The following is a 16,680-nucleotide window of genomic DNA, read 5'->3' as shown; positions in this document are numbered from 1 at the left end:
CGGAGACGGTCCGGGCCCCCGCCGTTTCGCTGTCGGGCCCTCCTCGTCGTCAGCCCGTGGCCGTTGCCGGGTCGCTGACGCCGTCGGCCCCCGTCTCGACGTGACCGGCGAAGCGGCGCAGGAAGCCGGGGTCGCCCTCGGCCGTGACGGACACGTCGTACCAGCGCCTGCCCGCCTTCAGGTCCATGGTGCGCGACACCGTGGCGCCGGGCCGGACCGTGACCGACTGCTCCGCTCCCCCGTAGGCCTCGGCGTTGGAGAGAGTGAGGCGGGCCTCGGTGTCGCCGGGGTTGGTGAGGGTCAGGTCGAGGTTGCCGCTCCCGTCGTTGTGGCGGGCGGTGACCTCGGGACCGACGGTGGAACCCGGGCTCCTGAACGTACGGAGGAAGCCGTTGGGGCCATGGACCGTGAGGTCGTGGGCGCCGCCGGAGTAGGCGGAGTTCCAGGCGTCCGACACCGTCCTGCCCGCCTCGGCGGTGTACGTCCACGGAGCGTCGGTCCGGTTCCCGGAGGTGACGTAGAACTGCGCGCCGGCCGCCGTCCCCGGGCTGAAGGTGAGCGCGATCTTCCCGGTGCCCGCGTCGACGGCGCCGTCGACGTACGGGGCGTACGGCAGCGGCCGGGCGGGGCGGCTGCCCGGCTCCTGCTTCGGCAGGGATCCGACGGCGGGCGGGGTGGGCCGGTAGTCGGGGTGACGTTCGCGGTCCGGGGGCTCGTAGGCGGAGGTGTCCGGCAGGTCGCCGGGGGCGGGCTCGGTGCGGGCGAAGTCGAAGGCGGAGGTCAGGTCGCCGCAGACGGCGCGCCGCCACGGTGAGATGTTCGGCTCGCGCACGCCGAAGCGCTGCTCCATGAACCGCAGCACCGAGGTGTGGTCGAAGGTTTCGGAGCAGACGTAGCCGCCGGTGCTCCAGGGCGAGACGACCAGCATCGGGACGCGCGGCCCGAGTCCGTAGACACCGGGGCCGTACGAGATGCCGCCCGCGTACACCTCGGTCGAGGTGTCGGCCGTGGACAGGCCCCGGTCGGCGGAGGTCGGCGGATGGGGCGGCACGACGTGGTCGAAGAAGCCGTCGTTCTCGTCGTAGGTGATGAACAGTGCGGTCCGGCTCCACACCTCGGGGTCGGACGTCAGCGCGTCCAGCAGCCGCGCGATGTACCAGGCGCCGTAGTTGGAGGGGAAGTTGGAGTGCTCGGTGAAGGCCTCCGGTGCGGCGACCCAGGAGATCTGCGGCAGTGTTCCGGCCCGGACGTCGGCGGCGATGCCGTCGAAGTAGCCGTCGCCGCCTGCCACGTTCGTGCCGGTGCGCGCCTTGTCGTACAGCGGGTTCCCGGGCTGTGCGTTGCGGTACTTGTCGAAGTAGAGCAGCGAGTTGTCGCCGTAGTTGCCCCGGTAGGCGTCGTCGATCCAGCCCCAGCCGCCGGGGCCGTCCAGGCCGTCGCCGATGTCCTGGTAGATCTTCCAGGAGACCCCGGCCTCCTCCAGACGTTCGGGGTACGTCGTCCAGCCGTAGCCGCGCTCCTCGTTGCCGAGGACGGGTCCGCCGCCGGTGCCGTCGTTGCCGGTGTGCCCCGACCAGAGGTAGTAGCGGTTGGGGTCGGTGGCCCCGATGAACGAGCAGTGGTAGGCGTCGCACACGGTGAACCGGTCGGCGAGCGCGTAGTGGAAGGGAATGTCGTCCCGGGTCAGATGGGCCATCGTCGTCGGCGTCTTGGCGGGGATCCAGCGGTCGTACCGCCCGCCGTTGTACGCCTGGTGGCCGCCCGCCCAGTCATGGTTGAGGCCCTGGAGGAACTGCATCCCCAAGTCGTCGGCGGTCGGGTGGAACGGCAGGGTCTCCTTGCCCGTCCCATCGGCCTGATGCCAGACGGACTTCCCGCTCGGCAGCGTCACGGGCCGCGGGTCACCGAACCCCCGGACACCTTTCAACGCCCCGAAGTAGTGATCGAAGGAACGGTTCTCCTGCATCAGGACGACGATGTGCTCGACATCCTGGAGCGTCCCGGAAGCCCGGTGGGCGGGGATGGCGGCGGCACGGTCGATGCTGCCGGACAGTGCGGCGAATCCCGCCGTCGCGCCGGCTATCTGGAAGAAGCGGCGCCGATTCATATCAGCCATGAGTGAGGGGCCTCTTGGAGTGTGGGGAACAGAAGCGAACAGGATGTTCCAAGAGAACCGAACAGAACGGAAGAGGCCGTGACGGATCGGTTAACGCCGACCGTACGACCGGCGGGCGGCGCAGCGCGGTAGCGGGGCCTTCCCGTCTCACCTGTGCGGGGTGCCGGCGGCGAGGAGTTCCCGCAGGAGTTCCACGAGGAGACCGGGGTGCCCCACGAACGGGGAGTGGCCCGTCCGCCACTCACGTACCTCGGTGCAGCGCGAGGCCATCCTCCGCTGCAGAGCAGGGGCGATGACCAGGTCCCGGCCGCAGACGACATACGTGGAGGGCGTGTCCTTCCAGCTGTGACGCCGCGGAACACCTCGCCCACAGCCGGGGGCCTGCGGGCGGAGCAGACCGACAGCCCAGGCGGCGAGGGCTTCGGAGCAGCCGTTGTAGAGGACATCGGCGGCCAGGCCGGGACGCAGCCGGGTCGAGCCGTCGGGCCCGGGGCCGATCGCCTCCTGGAGGCGCGGGGACGCCCCGCCCAGAGTGGCCGCGCTTTCGCCGGTGTCCGGTACGAAGGCCGTCAGATAGACCAGGTGTCCCGCTCCGCGCACCCCGGTGATCACCGACCCGCCGTAGGAGTGGCCGAGCACCAGCGGAGGCTCCGCCAGTGAGTCGACAGCGGCCTGGACCGCCGCGGTGTCTGCGGACAGCGAGCCTCGGTGCAGTTCGGGAACGACGACCTCGATGCCCTCGGAACGCAAGCGTTCCGCCACCCTGCCGAAATGCTCGGGACGGTGGTACAGGCCGTGGACGAGCACTACGGCCGACATGTTCACCCGCCTCCTCGATTGGGGTCCGGCCCATGGACCGGGTCCGCCACCACGACGCCCACGGCGGCCGGCCGCCCCCTAGGACCGGTCGTCGAGCGGCCGGAGGAAGCGGCGTTCGTACCGCTTGATGCAACGGGTGTCACGGGCCAGTTGGAACGCTTCCTGGCACTCCGGGTCGGACATGCTGTCCGTGCGGTACTGCTCGTACGCGGCCAGGCCGGGAAAGGAGAAGAGGGCGTAGGCGATGTCGCTGTCGCCCTCACTCGGCAGGAAGTAGCCGTGGTGGGTTCCGCCGAAACGGTTGACGAGCCGGACCCAGCGGCGGCCGTACTCCTCGAAGTCCTCGAGCTTGTCGGCGTCGATCTCGTACTTCAGGTGAATGGTGATCATGCCTGCATGATGCCGTGCGGCGGTTCGGACTTCGTGAGCAGGGACGTCGGAACGGCCGCGCCTATCGGGCGCCCTCCTGCGTCGGATCCCAGGCCGCCGAGCACAGGGACTCGGCCACGGCGGCCGTGTAACGGGCGGCGGCCAGCCAGTGGGTGGCGAAACCGTCGGTGTCGGCAGGGAGCAGGCGGCCGAAGAGATCGCGATCGCGTCGGGCCGCCGAGGCGCACAGGGCGGTGAGGAGTCCGGCGGCCGTGGGGAGACCGGCGCGGCGGATCCGGCGGGTCTCGGCGGTGACGTCGCCGAGCATGCCGAGAGCGGCGCGGCCCGCCGGGACCGTCTGTTCGACCCGGCGCTCCAGGAGGTACAGGGGTGAGTGCGCGCCGCTCCCTCCGGGCCGGGGCGGGGCAGGGTGCACGGGGGCGGTCGGGTCCGGGAGATCGGCGCGACGCAGGCGGTCGAAGCCGAGGTCGATCGTGCCCTCGCCGGAGGGGTGCGAACAGGCGAGGAGGGTGAGCCGGGGGTGGGGGGCGGGCACCAGGCGGCCGATGATCCTCAGCCGGGTCCCCGGCGCCGCGCCCAGCAGCGTCACGTTGTCGCGGTGGGCCAGCGCGGGGTCGTCGTCGGCGACGGTGAGCCGGACGGGAACGCCTCCCGCGCACCGGGCGAGCAGGCAGGATCCGCCCGATTCCCGTACCGCGCCGAGGAGTTCGACGTCCAGGAAGAGCAGGTCGCTGCCGCCGCCGTCCGGGTCCGCGTAGCGGGAGGTGGACCGCAGGGCGCGAGCGGCCTGTTCGGACGGCGGCGTCTCCCACAGGGCGGCGAGCGGCGGCTCCGTCCACGCCGCGCCCCGGGCGGTGACGGCCTTGACGCCCTTCCCCGCGCCCAGTCTGCCGTCCGGCGACACCGTCGCCCCCGCGACCGCCAGGCCGGCCCGGCCCAGCTCGCGGTGGGTGAGCGCGCTGTCCCCCAGGCGCACGGCCCGGTCGGCCACGCCCAGGGCGCGCCCGACACCGCCGGGCGCCACGTCGCCGACCGTGAAGAGGCGGCCGTCGGATCCGGCGACCCAGGTGCGGACGCCGCCGTGCCCCGAGTCGGTGACCACGGGTTCGGTGAACAGGCCGTACAGGCGCAGCGAGCCGTCCGGGCTGTACGGGCGGCGCGCGCGGCCTCGGACGGCGGCCAGCTCCGCACCGGACGACGTCCCCACTCGGTGCGCGGTGCCCAGGAGTTCGGCCAGGGCCGTGACCAGGTCGGCGGTCCGGTAGGACGGGTCCCCGGCGCGGGCCGCGCGCAGCAGCGTGACGACGGACAGCGCGGCACCCGAGGCACGCGGCAGCTGCCGGAGCCGGGCGGTGTGCGCGGCGCGGAGGAGGGCCGACTGGGTGACGGCGCCGGCCCCGTCGACGCCGGCCTCCAGCACGGCGGCGCCCGCCGACCACAGGGCGTCGGCGGCGGCACGCTGGTCCGGGCTCGCCACCTCGGGCGAGGAGGCGGAGTCGAGGGCCGGCGCGGGGGCTCGGTCGGTTACGGGGGCTCGGTCGGTTGCGGAGGCGGTTTCGGGGGTTCGATCGGTCGCGGAGGCAGGATCGATTTCGGAGGTTCGGTCGGTTACGGAGGCAGGGTCGGTTTCGGAGGCTGGGGCAGTTGCGGACGCGGCGGCGAGGTCGGTTACGGAGACGGGGTCGGGGACCTCCGCGGTGGGCCGGTCGACCAGCTCCGGCGCCAGGTCCGCCGCGGGGGCGGCGCACGCGGCGGCCGCGCGGTGGACGCATGCCGGGGCGAGGAGGCAGCCGCAGGTGATGGCGTCCGTCGTCGCCACCACGCCGCCCGGGGCGTGCAGGCGCAACTCGGTCTCGTCGTCGACCTCGATCGTCACGGTGTCCCCGTCGCGGCGCGTCGTGCGGGCGCCGAGCTTGGTGACCGCCGCGTCCAGCCGCTTGCGCAGCCGGGGCGAGAGGTTCTCCACGAGCGTGGCCGTGACTTCCGGCGCGACAGGTGGCAACCGGTCGGCGTTCATGCGGTCTTCTCCCCTATCCAGCGGGCCAGTTCGAGTGGGCTGAGGGCCGCCACGGGCATGCCGGCGGCCACGAGCTGTCCGGCGACGCCCGTCGAGTAGCGGGGCCGGCCCGCGTCGTCGAGGCTCGCGCACCCGAGGACGTGACAGCCGGTGGTCACCAGTGACCGCACCTCGGCCAGCAGTCCGGCGAGCGGCGCGCCCTCCTCGAAGTCGCTGATGACGACGACGAGGGTGCGGCTGGGCACCGCGATCAGGCTGCGGGCGTGCCGCAGCCCGGCGGCGATGTGCGTACCCCCGCCCACGCTCACCTCCAGCAGGAGGGAGAGGGGATCGTGCACGTGGCCCGTGAGATCGACGACTTCCGTGGAGAACGCCAGGAAATGGGTGCTCAGGGTCGGCACCCCGGCGAGCACGGAGGCGGTCAGCGCGGACCAGATCGTGGACGACTCCATGGATCCGGAGACGTCGGTGACCAGGATCAGGCGCCAGTCGGCCGACCGGCGGGCACGACTGCGGAACACGGGCTTCTCAGGGATCACCTGGATCGTTCCGTCGGCCGTCCGGCGGGCGGTGGCCAGGTTGGCGCGCAGCGTGCGCGGCAGGTCCAGCCTGCCGCCGGGGCGGCGGGTGGGCCGGGCCAGCATCGTGCCGGTGAGAGCGGGTCGCAGCCGGGTGGCGAGCTGCCGGGTCAGCTCGTCGACCAGGTGGCGGACCAGCGGCCGGAGCGCCGCGAGGCGGGCTTCGGGGAGACCGCCCGCGTACCGCAGGATCGTCCGGAGCAGCTCCACGGAAGGGGTGGTGGCCGCCGGGTCGAGCTCGGCGAGGACGTCCTGCCGTCCTGTCACGGCTGCGGCGGCGAGGACCTCCTCACGGACGCCGGGGCCGAACAGCGCGGCCAGTTCCTCGGACCACTCGCGGACGCCGGGGAACGACGGTTCCCGGCCGCCGCGCGGTCCGGTGCCGCCGGGGCCGGGCAGTCCGCCACGGGATCCCTCGCCGTGTCCCGCGCCGTAGAGCTCGTCCAGGGCGGTCGCCAGGCGGGCGGCCCCGGACGGCAGTTGGTCGGCCCGCCGACCGAGCACGAGCCGCCAGCGGTCGGCGGGCGCGAGCATCCGCGCGGGGGCGACTTCGGCGGAAGGTACGGAGGTGGCCTCGGCGGAGGGGGTGGTGTCGGCCTCGTCGGAGGGAGTGGCATCGGGTGCGGTGGTGGGTGCGGTGTCGGGTGCGGGGCGCGTCGCGGTGGGACGGCCGGGCGGCGGTGGGAACCGGTCGTCGTCCGCTGGTGGCGGGACGGGCAGGCCGAGGCCGGCCAGGAGCTCGCGGGCCGCGAGGTCGGCCGTCGTCCGGCGGGCCAACTCGGCCGGGTCGTCCGCGTCGAGGGTGTCCACCCGTTCGCCGAGCCGCTCCTCGACGGTGTCCAGCAGCCGGTCCCGGGCGGCCGGGCTCAGGGTGTCGAACCCACCGCGCAGGGCCGGCAGCCGGGCCAGGAACGCGGTGTCGTCCAGCTCGACGACCCGGTGCAGCAACGGGTCCAGGGCGCCGATGCCGACGGTCAGGAGCGGGCCCGCCACCGTCAGGACGCCGGTGAGGCGGGCGGTGAGCGCGGCCCGGGAGGTGCTGTCCACGGCCCCGTCCACCCAGGAGGCCACGCGCCCCCCGAAGGACTCCGCCTCTTCGTGGCCCGTGAGCACCCTGACCGCACCGGCGGCCGCCGCGATCAGCGGGGCGCCGTCGGCGGCCAGCCGGGTGAGGGCGTCGGTGAGCCGGATGCCGCCCACCCGGTCGGCCCGCTGGGCCAGTTCGAGCAGCGCCCGGGCATCCTCGGGGTCCTCGGAGCCGGTCAGACCGTCGACCTGGCGTACCGCGGCCGAGGTCAGCAGTTCGGCCGCGTGCGCGGTGCGGACGGCACGGGCGGTGGCCGTCGCGTCCGGAGCCGCGGTGGCGTCGGGCAGGCCCATGCCCGGCAGGTGCCCGGCGTCGAGGCGATCCAGCAGGTCAAGTCCGGAGAGGAGTTCGGGAAGGGTGCCGCTCGCGGGGAGGACGGCCGCGAGTTCCGTCAGGCGTTCGTCGGCCAGGGCGGGGAGCCCGCACTCGGCGGCACCGGTGAGGCCGCCCACGACCTGGGCGGCCGTCGGGCCGCCCTCCGCGCGCTCGGCCGCATGCCGCTGCCGCAGCACGCCTTCGGCCGCCTGGGCCGGGGTGACACCGCGGGCCCCGGCCGCTGTGAGCATCGCGGCCGTCGCCGGGGTCCACCGCACCTGCCAGCGCGTCGTGAGTCCTTCACCGCCCGCCGCACCGGCCACCCCCTGCTCCTGCGCGTAAGGGATGCCGCACACCGTCAGCCTGCGCAGCAGCAGTTCGCGGCGCCGGTCCAGGGGGGAGCGCGCCGGGTCGAGGCGGAGGTCTCGCGGTGTCTTCTCGTGCGCGTCCTCCGGACCGGGGAGCGCGAGCGCCTCGGTCTCGGCCTCGACGGCGGGGCCCAGTCCGCTGCGCGGAGCGGCGGGGGCGGGCCGCCCGGTACGGGCTCCGATCAGTACCTGTTCGAGGGCCCGGGCCACGGCACGGCCCGTGCCATAGGTCTCGCCGCGCCCGAGCACCGTCTGCACGGCTTCCAGGAGCTCGCCGCGGCCGGGGGCGGGCAGGCCGCGCAGGCGGGCCAGGTCACCGGCCACCCGGACGACCTCCCGGCCGTCCGCCGGGCCGTAGGGGTGGCCCTGGTCGCGCAGGGCGGCGCAGACGCGGACCGCGGTGCGGATCAGCGCCTCGTGCAACAGCGCCGGGTCCCCGGCGGCGTCCAGGACGGTGTGCTGCCACTCCGGGTCCCGGATGCCGGCCGGGTAGCCGGAGCGTGAGTCGAGCAGCGGGTACGTGTACGGCACCAGGGAGACCGTGCACGTATCGGTCCCGGCGGCGTGCACCCGGCCGTCCGTGCCCGGCCCTGACACGACGGCTCGGTCCGGTGCTTCCGCTCCTTCCGCCGCTTGCGCTGCTTCCGGTGCTTCCGGTGCGGGGCCGCCGGCGGCCGCGGCGGCGGACGGCAGCAACGCCGGGGTGTGGAAGGCTCCCACCACCACGGCGGGGCGCCGTCCGCTCGCCAGGGCCTCGGCGACATGTCGGCGCATGCACGCCTCGCGCACCAGGTCCGTGCCCTGCACCTCGCCCCGCGCCTCGGCCTCGTGGCGCAGCGCCCAGCCCGTGAGCAGGGCGGCACGGCGGAGCGCCTCGGGTGTCGAACCGGGCGCGAGGGCCTCCACCAGCCGGTCCCACAGATCGTCGCCGTCCCGGCCGGTGAGCCGGGACCGGAGCGCGTCGGACAGCCCCCGCCCCTCCCCCTGCCCGGGGGCGGAGTCGGCATCCGGGACAGGGGCGGGGGTGTCGATTCCGCGCCCCGCCCACGCCCGGTCGGCCAGCGGCAGATCGCAGGCCACCGCCGGGACGCCGTTTCTCGCCGCCCAGCGCAGAGCGACCAGTTCGGGCGAGAAGTCGGCGAACGGGTAGAAGGCCGGCCCCCGTTCGCCGGCCGATCCGGGTCCGGGCCCGCCGGCGGGCACGGCGGCCAGCGCCACCGGCGCCTCGGTCTCCTCGTGGGCGAGCCAGCCCAGCCAGGGCTGGAACTCGGCGGGCAGCTCGACGAGGAGGACGTCGGGGGCCGCCGCGTCCAGCAGCGCGGGGAGGGCGGCCGCCAGCGAGGGCGCGTGGTGGCGCACCCCGATCAGGAACGGCGACCCGGGTCCGGTCGCCGCGAGGGCCGCCACCGCGGCTTCCGAGGTGGCAGGCCCAGATGCCGAGGTGGCAGGCCCGGCCTCCGAGGTGGCAGGCCCGGCCTCCGGGACAGCGGGCCCGGCCGCCGGGCTCCCCGCCGGGTAGGCGGCCGGCGGGCCGGCGGTGGGCGCTGCCTCGGCGGTGGGCGGCACCTCCGCGGTGGACCGCGTCCCGGGGATGGTCGACTCGCTCATCCGTCAGTTCTCCAGCACCGCGCGCAGGTCCCACAGGGCACGCCAGGTGGCCGACCCCTGCTCGGCGCGCCTGCGCACCGGCCCGTCCCAGTACCCCAGCAGCCGTGCCGCGTCGGCGGGGTCGTCCTTTCGGACGACGCCGAGCAGATGGCCGGGCAGGAGGGAGAGCACGTCCCGGTCGCCGGGGAAGTAAGCGGCGGCCAGGCCGAGGGAGCCCGCGACGGAGACCGCCTCCGCCGTGCTCATCACCGTGGAGGGGCGCTCCACCTCCCAGCCCTCCGCCGAGCGGCCCTCACGCAGATCCCGGAAGGCGGTGACCAGGGCTTCGAGGACCGCCTCGTCTACCTGGTAGGCGGCGCCCACACGTTCGACGGCTGCCCGCGACTGGCGTCGTACGAGCGCGGTCTCGGCGTCCAGGTCCCCGATGGGGCCCACGGTCTCGAAGTTGAAACGCCGCTTCAGCGCGGCGGACATCTCCGAGACGCCCTTGTCCCGCAGGTTGGCGGTGGCGATGAGGGTGAACCCGGGGGCCGCGTGCACCTGGGCGCCCTCGCCGCCCGCGAGTTCGGGAACCGCGATGCGCCGCTCGGAGAGCAGCGACACGAGAGCGTCCTGGACCTCCGGCAGGCAGCGGGTGACCTCCTCGACCCGGGCGACGGCCCCCCGGGTCATGGCGGCGAGTACCGGGGAGGGCACCAGTGCCTGTTCGGTGGGTCCCTGGGCGAGCAGCAGCGCGTAGTTCCAGCCGTACTTGAGCTGATCCTCGGTGGTGCCCGCGGTCCCCTGCACGGTCAGTGCGCTGGTCCCGCAAACGGCCGCCGACAGCAGTTCGGAGAGCATGGACTTGGCGGTGCCGGGTTCCCCCACGAGGAGGAGTCCGCGCTCCCCGGCGAGGGTGACCACGCACCGTTCGACCAGGGCGCGTTCGCCGACGAACTTCTGCTCGATCACCAGGCGGCGCGGCACCCCGTCACCGGGGGCGGCGCCCTTCGGCAGGCCCAGTGCATCGCCCCCGCTGCCCGTCACGAAGGTGACGACGGCGCGCGGGGTGAGCAGCCAGCCGGGCGGCCGGGGGCCGGGGTCGTGGGCGGCGAGGAAGGCCAGTTCGGTGGCGTACCGGTCCTCGGGGAGCATGATCTGGCGGTGCTCCCGGCCGGGCGCCGCCGCCTGGCCCGGGACGCCGCCGGTGGTGGTGCTTTCCGACGTGGTCGTGGTGGTCGTGGTGTCGTTCGTCATCGACGGCGGCCCTTCCGGGTTGCGCGGGTGTCCAGTTCTTCGAAGGCGGGGGCGTCGCCGTCGCGGACCCGTGCCCAGGCGGCTGCGTACAGCTCGGGCACGGGGAGGTGGGGCAGGGTCCGGGAGGATCCGGCCACCGGGTACAGGCGTTCCTTCCAGGTCTCCAGGGGCAGTCCGGGGGCGCCGCGTTCCAGCCAGCCGCAGGGGAGGAACAGCGAGCGGCCGGCGCGGGAGCGCTTGGCCTCCACGACCAGGTCGGTGGCGGCGAGTTCCGCCCGGGCCTTCTTGATCCGTGCGGGCTTCCACTCGGTCCAGCGGACGCAGTTGCGGTCCGTGGGGTCGGGCAGGGCGAGCAGCATCAGATAGAGGGCGGCGGCGTCCGCGCTCAGGTCGAGGGCCTTGCCCGCCTCGGCCACCAGCTCCGGCACCGCACGCGTCGGGTCCTGGGCCGGGTGGTGCGGGGAGCCGTCGGGGGCGCCCGCCGAGGCCAACGCGTCGGTCTCCTCGCCCAGCAGTGCGCGCAGGGCGAGGAGGTCGCCGGTGCCGTGACTGGCGACGGTGCCCTCGACCAGGCCGAACGCCGGGTCGTCGGGGCCTGCCATGCCTGCCGGGCGAATCAGCAGCTTCTCGTTGTTGCCGTACCCGGGGGCGAGGAGCAGCGCCGTGCCGGCCCGGACCAGTCCGTCGGCGTCGGCGCCGCCGGACTCGGGGAGCCCGTGGGCGGCGCGTACCGTGGCGCCGATCGGGCCTCCCGACTCGGTCCAGTGCAGACCGAGGTCCAGCACCAGGTCCGGATCGGCGAGGCGGCCGCGCAGGGCCGCCAGCCCGACGGGCAGGTGCGCCCGCAGGGGGTGCCCGTACGGCAGGGTGTAGGCGAGGGTGTGCAGAGCGGTCAGGGCGGAGGCGACCGTACCGCGTGCGCCCGCCACGCGCAGGCCCGGGCGACCGGTGCCGTCCTGGACAGGGGTGCCGTGGGCGAGCCAGGTCCGGGAGCCCGCGTTGAGGACCAGGTCGACGGCGCCCGAGGTGGTGCCCGAGAGGTCGAGGTCCAGTTCCTCGGGGACGCGGACGAGGGAGGTCAGGCGCTCCTGCCAGACCTCGGCGGCGGCCCGGATGTCGGGGCCCGTGGCCCACAGCTCGGCCGGGTCCTCGGGGAGCAGCGCTCGGAGCAGGGCGTGCCGGTCGTCGCGGGGCAGGGCGTCCAGCCTCGCCTGGGCCTCCTCGAAGGCGCGTGTCTTCGCCCCGAGCAGCGTGAGCGCCTCGGCACCGGGTTCCTGGACGGCTGCCGACAGAAGGGCGGCGGACTGGAGGGGACCGATTCCGGTGGCCGTGTGGAACGCCTCGGCGGCCTCCGGGCGCCAGGGTGCCGGGCCCTGCTCCCGCACCAGGGCGGTGAGCCGGGTGAGCCGGTCGCGGGCGATGCCCTGCCGGTGAACACGCTCGTGGTCCAGGGTGAAGCCGGGTACGGGACCGAAGGCGCCGGTCGGGTCGTGGTCCAGGGCGAGCCAACACGCCGCGTCGTCCCGGGTGTTCCGGCCTCGGTCGGCGAGGACCACGACCGTGCGGGCGCCCTTGCGGAGCACCTGGCCGAGGCGGTGCACGGCCTCGGGGCGTCCCCGTCCGGGTGCTTCTCCGCCGAGCGGTTCGATGAGCTCCACCAGCCGGACCGTGCCCGCCGGGTCGGCCAGCGGGCCGGCCGCGAGGGCTTCCAGCAGGACGAGGAGCCCGGTGCGGTGTTCGGGGGAGGTGGTGGCCGAGGCGGCCCGGTAGGCCAGTTCGGGCAGCTTGTCGAGGACGGAGGTCCAGGTGAGGGAGTCGCCGGGCACGGTGTACTCGTCCCGCTGCCAGCCGTCCACGGAGGTGAACGGGACCTTCGACGGCGTGGGCGGGCCGAACGCCGGCTCACCGCCGAGGACGTGGTTCACGGCGAGGATCTGCCGGATCGCGGTCCACCGGTTCCCGCCGCCCCACCAGTTGCCGTGCATCCGCTCGGAGCCCCAGGCGGAGGCGTTCCGCAGCGTCGTGTCGTCGCCGTGCTCGGGCGCGTGGTCGAAGAACATGCCCTTGGTGCGCGCGGTGTCCCGGGGAGCGGCCGGCTGCACGGGCTTGGGCGGTTCCAGATACCGGGCGGCCGCGACAGCCCGGTCCACCGCGTCCCGGACGAGCGCGGTGACGCCCGCGAGGAGCCGTGCGTCGGACACCTCGGGCAGTACCCGGGCGGCGGCCTCCTCGGTCAGCTCCCGGGAGGAGGGCCCGGTGTACTCCTCGACGGCCCGGAACGCCTCCAGGTGCCGGGCGACGGCGGCGGCGACCTCGTTGAACAGTTCCTCCGCCCGGGCGTCCGTCAGGTTCCGCAGGGCCATGGAGCCCCGCTCGTCCCTCGGGCGCAGGGCGTGCCAGTAGGAGACGGGAGGCACGTAGGGGGTGCCCGCCGCGTCGTTCCCGCCGGAGGAGTCGGTGGTGACGGACCACAGCCTGCCGCCGGTGCCGTCGGTGTCCGCCGGGTGCGCCTCCACGGAACGGTGGTTCAGGGCCGCGACCAGCCGTGACCCGCCGGGCAGGGCGAGGGCGCCGAGCGGCACCGGGGAGCCGCCGCCGGGCAGCGGGTGCGGCAGGGTGACCGTGTGGCCGTCGGGGGTGCCGGTGACGGTCCGGTGCCCGTCGGCGGGGGCGGCCGTGCCGGTCTCGGCGACCGTGCGGCGGACCCAGCGGCCGAGGACCGTGCCGTCGGTGCCGAACGGGGTGGTCTCCAGACCGGGCTGGAGCGGCAGCACCTGGCAGTGCTCGGCGAGCAGTCTGGCGCCGTCCCGCACCCCGGAACGGAGGAAGGCGGGGAGGGAGGCGCGGCCGTGCGTGCCGCCTGCCGGGTCGTACTCCAGCCACACCCGTTGCGTGCCCTGGTGGCCCTCTCGCCAGTAGCCGGTGCCGTCGGAGATGACGGCGCGCTGGGGCGGGAGGGACGTGTCGCCCGCGTGCAGGGCCTTTCCGCCCGTGGCGCGGCCGCCTCCGGGCAGCGGCAGGCAGACCTCGTCGGAGGGGCCGGAGCCGCCCCAGCGGGGGATCTGCTCGCCGCCGACGGTGAACACCTCGGCGGGGCGGTGCGACCAGTAGCCGCGCTGCTTGCCGTCCTCCCACCAAATGACCAGCAACTCGCCGTCGACGTAACGCAGGGCGATCGTCCGCCAGTGGTCGACGGTGGCGGGCAGCCGCAGGGTGTGCCGCAGCAGAACGCCTTCCGGGCCGACGACGACGGCCCGTTCGAGGGTGTTCAGGATCAGCGCGGGCCAGGCACCGGTGACGCCGGCGGTCTCCCGCCGGTTGTGTTGCCGGCGCCCGGCGGCCGCGGCCTCGGCGGCCAGTTCGGCGTAGGTCTCGTCGAGTGCGGGCCAGCCCAGTTCGTCGAGGACGCCGGCGCGCAGGGTGGCGGCGAGCAGCGGCACGACGTCGTGGCCCTCGATGAGTCGTACGGCTTCCGGGGCGACGTCCGCGACCACGGAACCGAACGACGAGAGCCTGTTGAGAGCGGCGCGCAGCCCGGGGAGCCCTCGCGCGGCCGCGTACTCCTCGGCGCGGGCGGTCAGCCACTCCCGCAGGACGACGGAGAGCACCGGGTGGGCCGCGACCTTCGCCAGGCCGGCGTCGCTCAGCCGCTGGCGGTGTCCGTCGCCCAGGTCCCCGACGTTCCGGCTCAGCAAGGCGCGGAAGAACGGCCGTTCGGCGACGGCGGTGAGATCGCGCGCGCCGGGTGTGGTGTCGGTGAGCCACGGGCCGATCGGGACCCCGAGGGACCGCGCGGTCCCCGCGTCCTGGTCGTCCGGCTCGGCGACGGGGATGCCGGAGGCCAGGCAGAGGTCGAGAAGGTCCAGATCGGCGGTGCGCTGCCAGCGGCCCTGGAACAGGTCGACGGGGTGCCCGTCGGCGCGCAGCCGGTCCGCCATCCGGGCGGTCAGGCCGAGGGTCCCCGGGCAGCGGCCCGAGGTGACCCGGCTGCGCCCTCGGTGTGCCTCCCAGCGGGCGAGCCAGTCCGCCGGGGAGACGGACGAAGCGGAGAGCGCGGCGGATGCGGAAGCCGGGGTGCCGGAGGTGTCCGGGAGGGCGGTCAGCAGCTCGTCGGCGCCGGACTCGGCCAGCAGGGCGAGCCAGCCCGGTTCGCCGTCCGCGTTCCGGCCGCTCTCGCTGAAGGTCTCCGGGAAGAAGCCGAGGAGCCGGACCCGCACGGTCGCGTCCCGTCGGGCGAGGTCGACGAGCGCGGAGCGGTAGGTCTCCCAGAACGAGGAGGGTGCGCGGACGACTCCCGGAGAGCCGATCAGATCGGCCACCAGGTCACGTTCGGCGGCCTCCCGGTCCAGCCCGGCGGCCTTGACCAGGGCGCGTACGTCCTGGGGCAGCGCCGCGTACGGCGGCATGCCGGCCGCACAGCGCTCGACCAGCAGACGGCGGAACTGCGCCCAGGCGTCCGCCGGTTCGAGCCGGGCCACCAAGTCCCGTACGTACTGCCGGAGCGCCTTCACGGTCAGCGCGCCGACGAGGGCGAACTCCAGGAAGACGGCCCGCTGCCGCTCCTCGTCCACGACCAGCCCGTGCACCCGCTCGGCCTCGCGGGCCTTGCCGAAGAACGAGGCGGCGTAAGTGGGGTTCTCCGCCTGGAGGAAGAGGCGTGCCACCTGCTCGTAGTAGGTGGGGAGGAAGTGGGGCACGGCCCGGCCGAGCCGTGCGCCGAGCGCGTCGAAGCCCTCCTTGGCCGCTCCGGCACGGCCCCTGGCCTGCCGGCCCAGCCGCTCGATGTCCTTGACCAGGGCCAGGGCGTGGTGCCCGTTGGCCGGGTCGTTGACCAGTGCCCAGGCCGGGAAGCCCAGCGTCTCGCGGCGCACCTGACCCACGACGGGGGCCTCGGCGGTCCGGGCCAGCCCGAGGAACTCCAGGGCCAGGTCCTCGGCTTCGCCGAGCGTTCCGGGCACGAGCCGGACCACGGGGCGGTCGCCGAGGGCGGTGTGCGTGTAGGTGCGTGCGGTCAGCGCGTCGGCGTCGTCCCGGTCGGTGGTGCCGGCCGGGAGGATCGCGCCCGCGTCCAGCAGGGCCGTCGCACGGGCCTCGGCGGCGAGGCCGGAGGTGCTGTCGCCCCGGGCCTGGGCGGGAAGGACGGCCGCGTCCGGTGCCGTCGTGCTCGCGTCGGTGTTCGTCGTCGTGATGCTCATGCCGCCCGCTCCTCGTCCTCCACGTCGCGGCCGGCGTAGAGTGCCGCCGCCATCCGCATGCCCTCCGACCACGCCACGGGACCGACCTCGGCGGCCGTCAGCGCGCGCCCCGAGGGGTCGGTCCAGCCCAGGGGGCCGGTCTCGGTGCCGTATTCGTCGTATCCGTCGTGCTCGCCGATCCAGATGCGCGCCTCGGCGGTGGCGCCGTCCTCGACGACCGGGCAGACCGCGTATCCCCCGCGCGACCGGTACCCGAGCTGGGTGACGCGGCCGTGCAGGAAGCGCAGTTCCTTGAACACGCCTCCGGCGTAGGTATCCACGGAGGTGGTCTCCGGGGCGAGGCCCGGCGGGCGGCGCCACACCTCTCGGAACAACTGCTCCACGTTCTGGCTCACTCCCAGTTCGACCGCGAACTCCCGCAGGTCTTCGAGGTCGTCGAGGAGGACGGGGTGGGGCACGCTGACGACGTCGGGGGTGATGCGGACCGTGTCACCGTCCAGGTCGACGAGGCCGAGACCACGCTCGGAATCGACATCGCGCAGGAATCCCGCGACCCCGCCGTCGGCGCCGGTGACCACGACGTCCCGCAGGGCCGCCTGCCACGCCGGGTCGGGCCAGACCCGGGCGAGCACGGCCGTGGGAACGGGCAGCGAACGCACCATCCACTGCTCCACGTCGGTCAGGCACCGGCGTTCGTGCCGCTCCAGCCACTCGGTCAACTGCCGGAGACCGACGACCGCCGGGTCGTCCTTCAACTTGGCCGGAACGGACTTCAGCCGCCGCCCCTTCCCGTTACGGCAGACCACCTTGCCCGCCTCCAGGGCGACTTCATAGTCGCCTGCCGAAACCCACCCCATGCGCTGTTCTCCCCTGTTTCCGAACGGCCGCCGAACCGGTGGCACGCTGATGAGACCCGTCGACGGCAACGCACCGTGACGAGTGGGAGAGACT

Annotated in this window: 8 protein-coding genes; all 8 read right to left on the bottom strand. The window is 74.8% G+C overall.

Translation table 11 applies throughout. The features are described 5' to 3' along the window. Nucleotides 1–49: 49 nt before the first annotated feature. The gene (locus IE272_RS13490; protein WP_073959516.1) at nt 50–2,116 is read right to left on the bottom strand and encodes a phosphocholine-specific phospholipase C; all 2,067 of its coding nucleotides are present in this window, start codon (nt 2,114–2,116) and stop codon (nt 50–52) included. Nucleotides 2,117–2,263: 147 nt separating this feature from the next. Continuing rightward, nucleotides 2,264–2,935 carry an alpha/beta hydrolase gene (locus IE272_RS13485; protein WP_190006922.1) on the bottom strand — a complete coding sequence of 224 codons (672 nt, stop codon included), beginning with the start codon at nt 2,933–2,935 and terminating at the stop codon, nt 2,264–2,266. Between the two features lie 78 nt (nt 2,936–3,013). Continuing rightward, nucleotides 3,014–3,325: an NIPSNAP family protein gene (locus IE272_RS13480; protein ID WP_007453403.1), complete on the bottom strand. Its 312-nt coding sequence runs from the start codon at nt 3,323–3,325 to the stop codon at nt 3,014–3,016. A 61-nt stretch (nt 3,326–3,386) separates the two neighbouring features. After that, nucleotides 3,387–5,342 (bottom strand): hypothetical protein, encoded by a 1,956-nt coding sequence (locus IE272_RS13475; protein ID WP_190006921.1) that lies wholly within the window; start codon nt 5,340–5,342, stop codon nt 3,387–3,389. Beyond that, nucleotides 5,339–9,298 carry a vWA domain-containing protein gene (locus IE272_RS13470; RefSeq protein ID WP_229897297.1) on the bottom strand — a complete coding sequence of 1,320 codons (3,960 nt, stop codon included), beginning with the start codon at nt 9,296–9,298 and terminating at the stop codon, nt 5,339–5,341. The genes IE272_RS13475 and IE272_RS13470 overlap by 4 nt, the downstream gene beginning before the upstream one ends. A gap of 3 nt (nt 9,299–9,301) precedes the next feature. Beyond that, on the bottom strand, nt 9,302–10,534 hold the full coding sequence (locus IE272_RS13465) for an AAA family ATPase (protein WP_190006920.1): 1,233 nt from the start codon (nt 10,532–10,534) through the stop codon (nt 9,302–9,304). After that, on the bottom strand, nt 10,531–15,729 hold the full coding sequence (locus IE272_RS13460; RefSeq protein ID WP_190006919.1) for a hypothetical protein: 5,199 nt from the start codon (nt 15,727–15,729) through the stop codon (nt 10,531–10,533). Before IE272_RS13460 ends, IE272_RS13465 begins: the two co-directional genes overlap by 4 nt. Then, the gene (locus IE272_RS13455) at nt 15,726–16,586 is read right to left on the bottom strand and encodes a DUF4132 domain-containing protein (RefSeq protein WP_050362066.1); all 861 of its coding nucleotides are present in this window, start codon (nt 16,584–16,586) and stop codon (nt 15,726–15,728) included. The genes IE272_RS13460 and IE272_RS13455 overlap by 4 nt, the downstream gene beginning before the upstream one ends. Between the last annotated feature and the right edge of the window lie 94 nt (nt 16,587–16,680).

The organism is Streptomyces anulatus (assembly GCF_014650675.1).
Classification (GTDB): Bacteria; Actinomycetota; Actinomycetes; order Streptomycetales; family Streptomycetaceae; genus Streptomyces; species Streptomyces anulatus.
The sequence above is the reverse complement of the archived record's forward strand: the minus strand, read 5'-3'. Positions and strand labels throughout refer to the sequence as shown.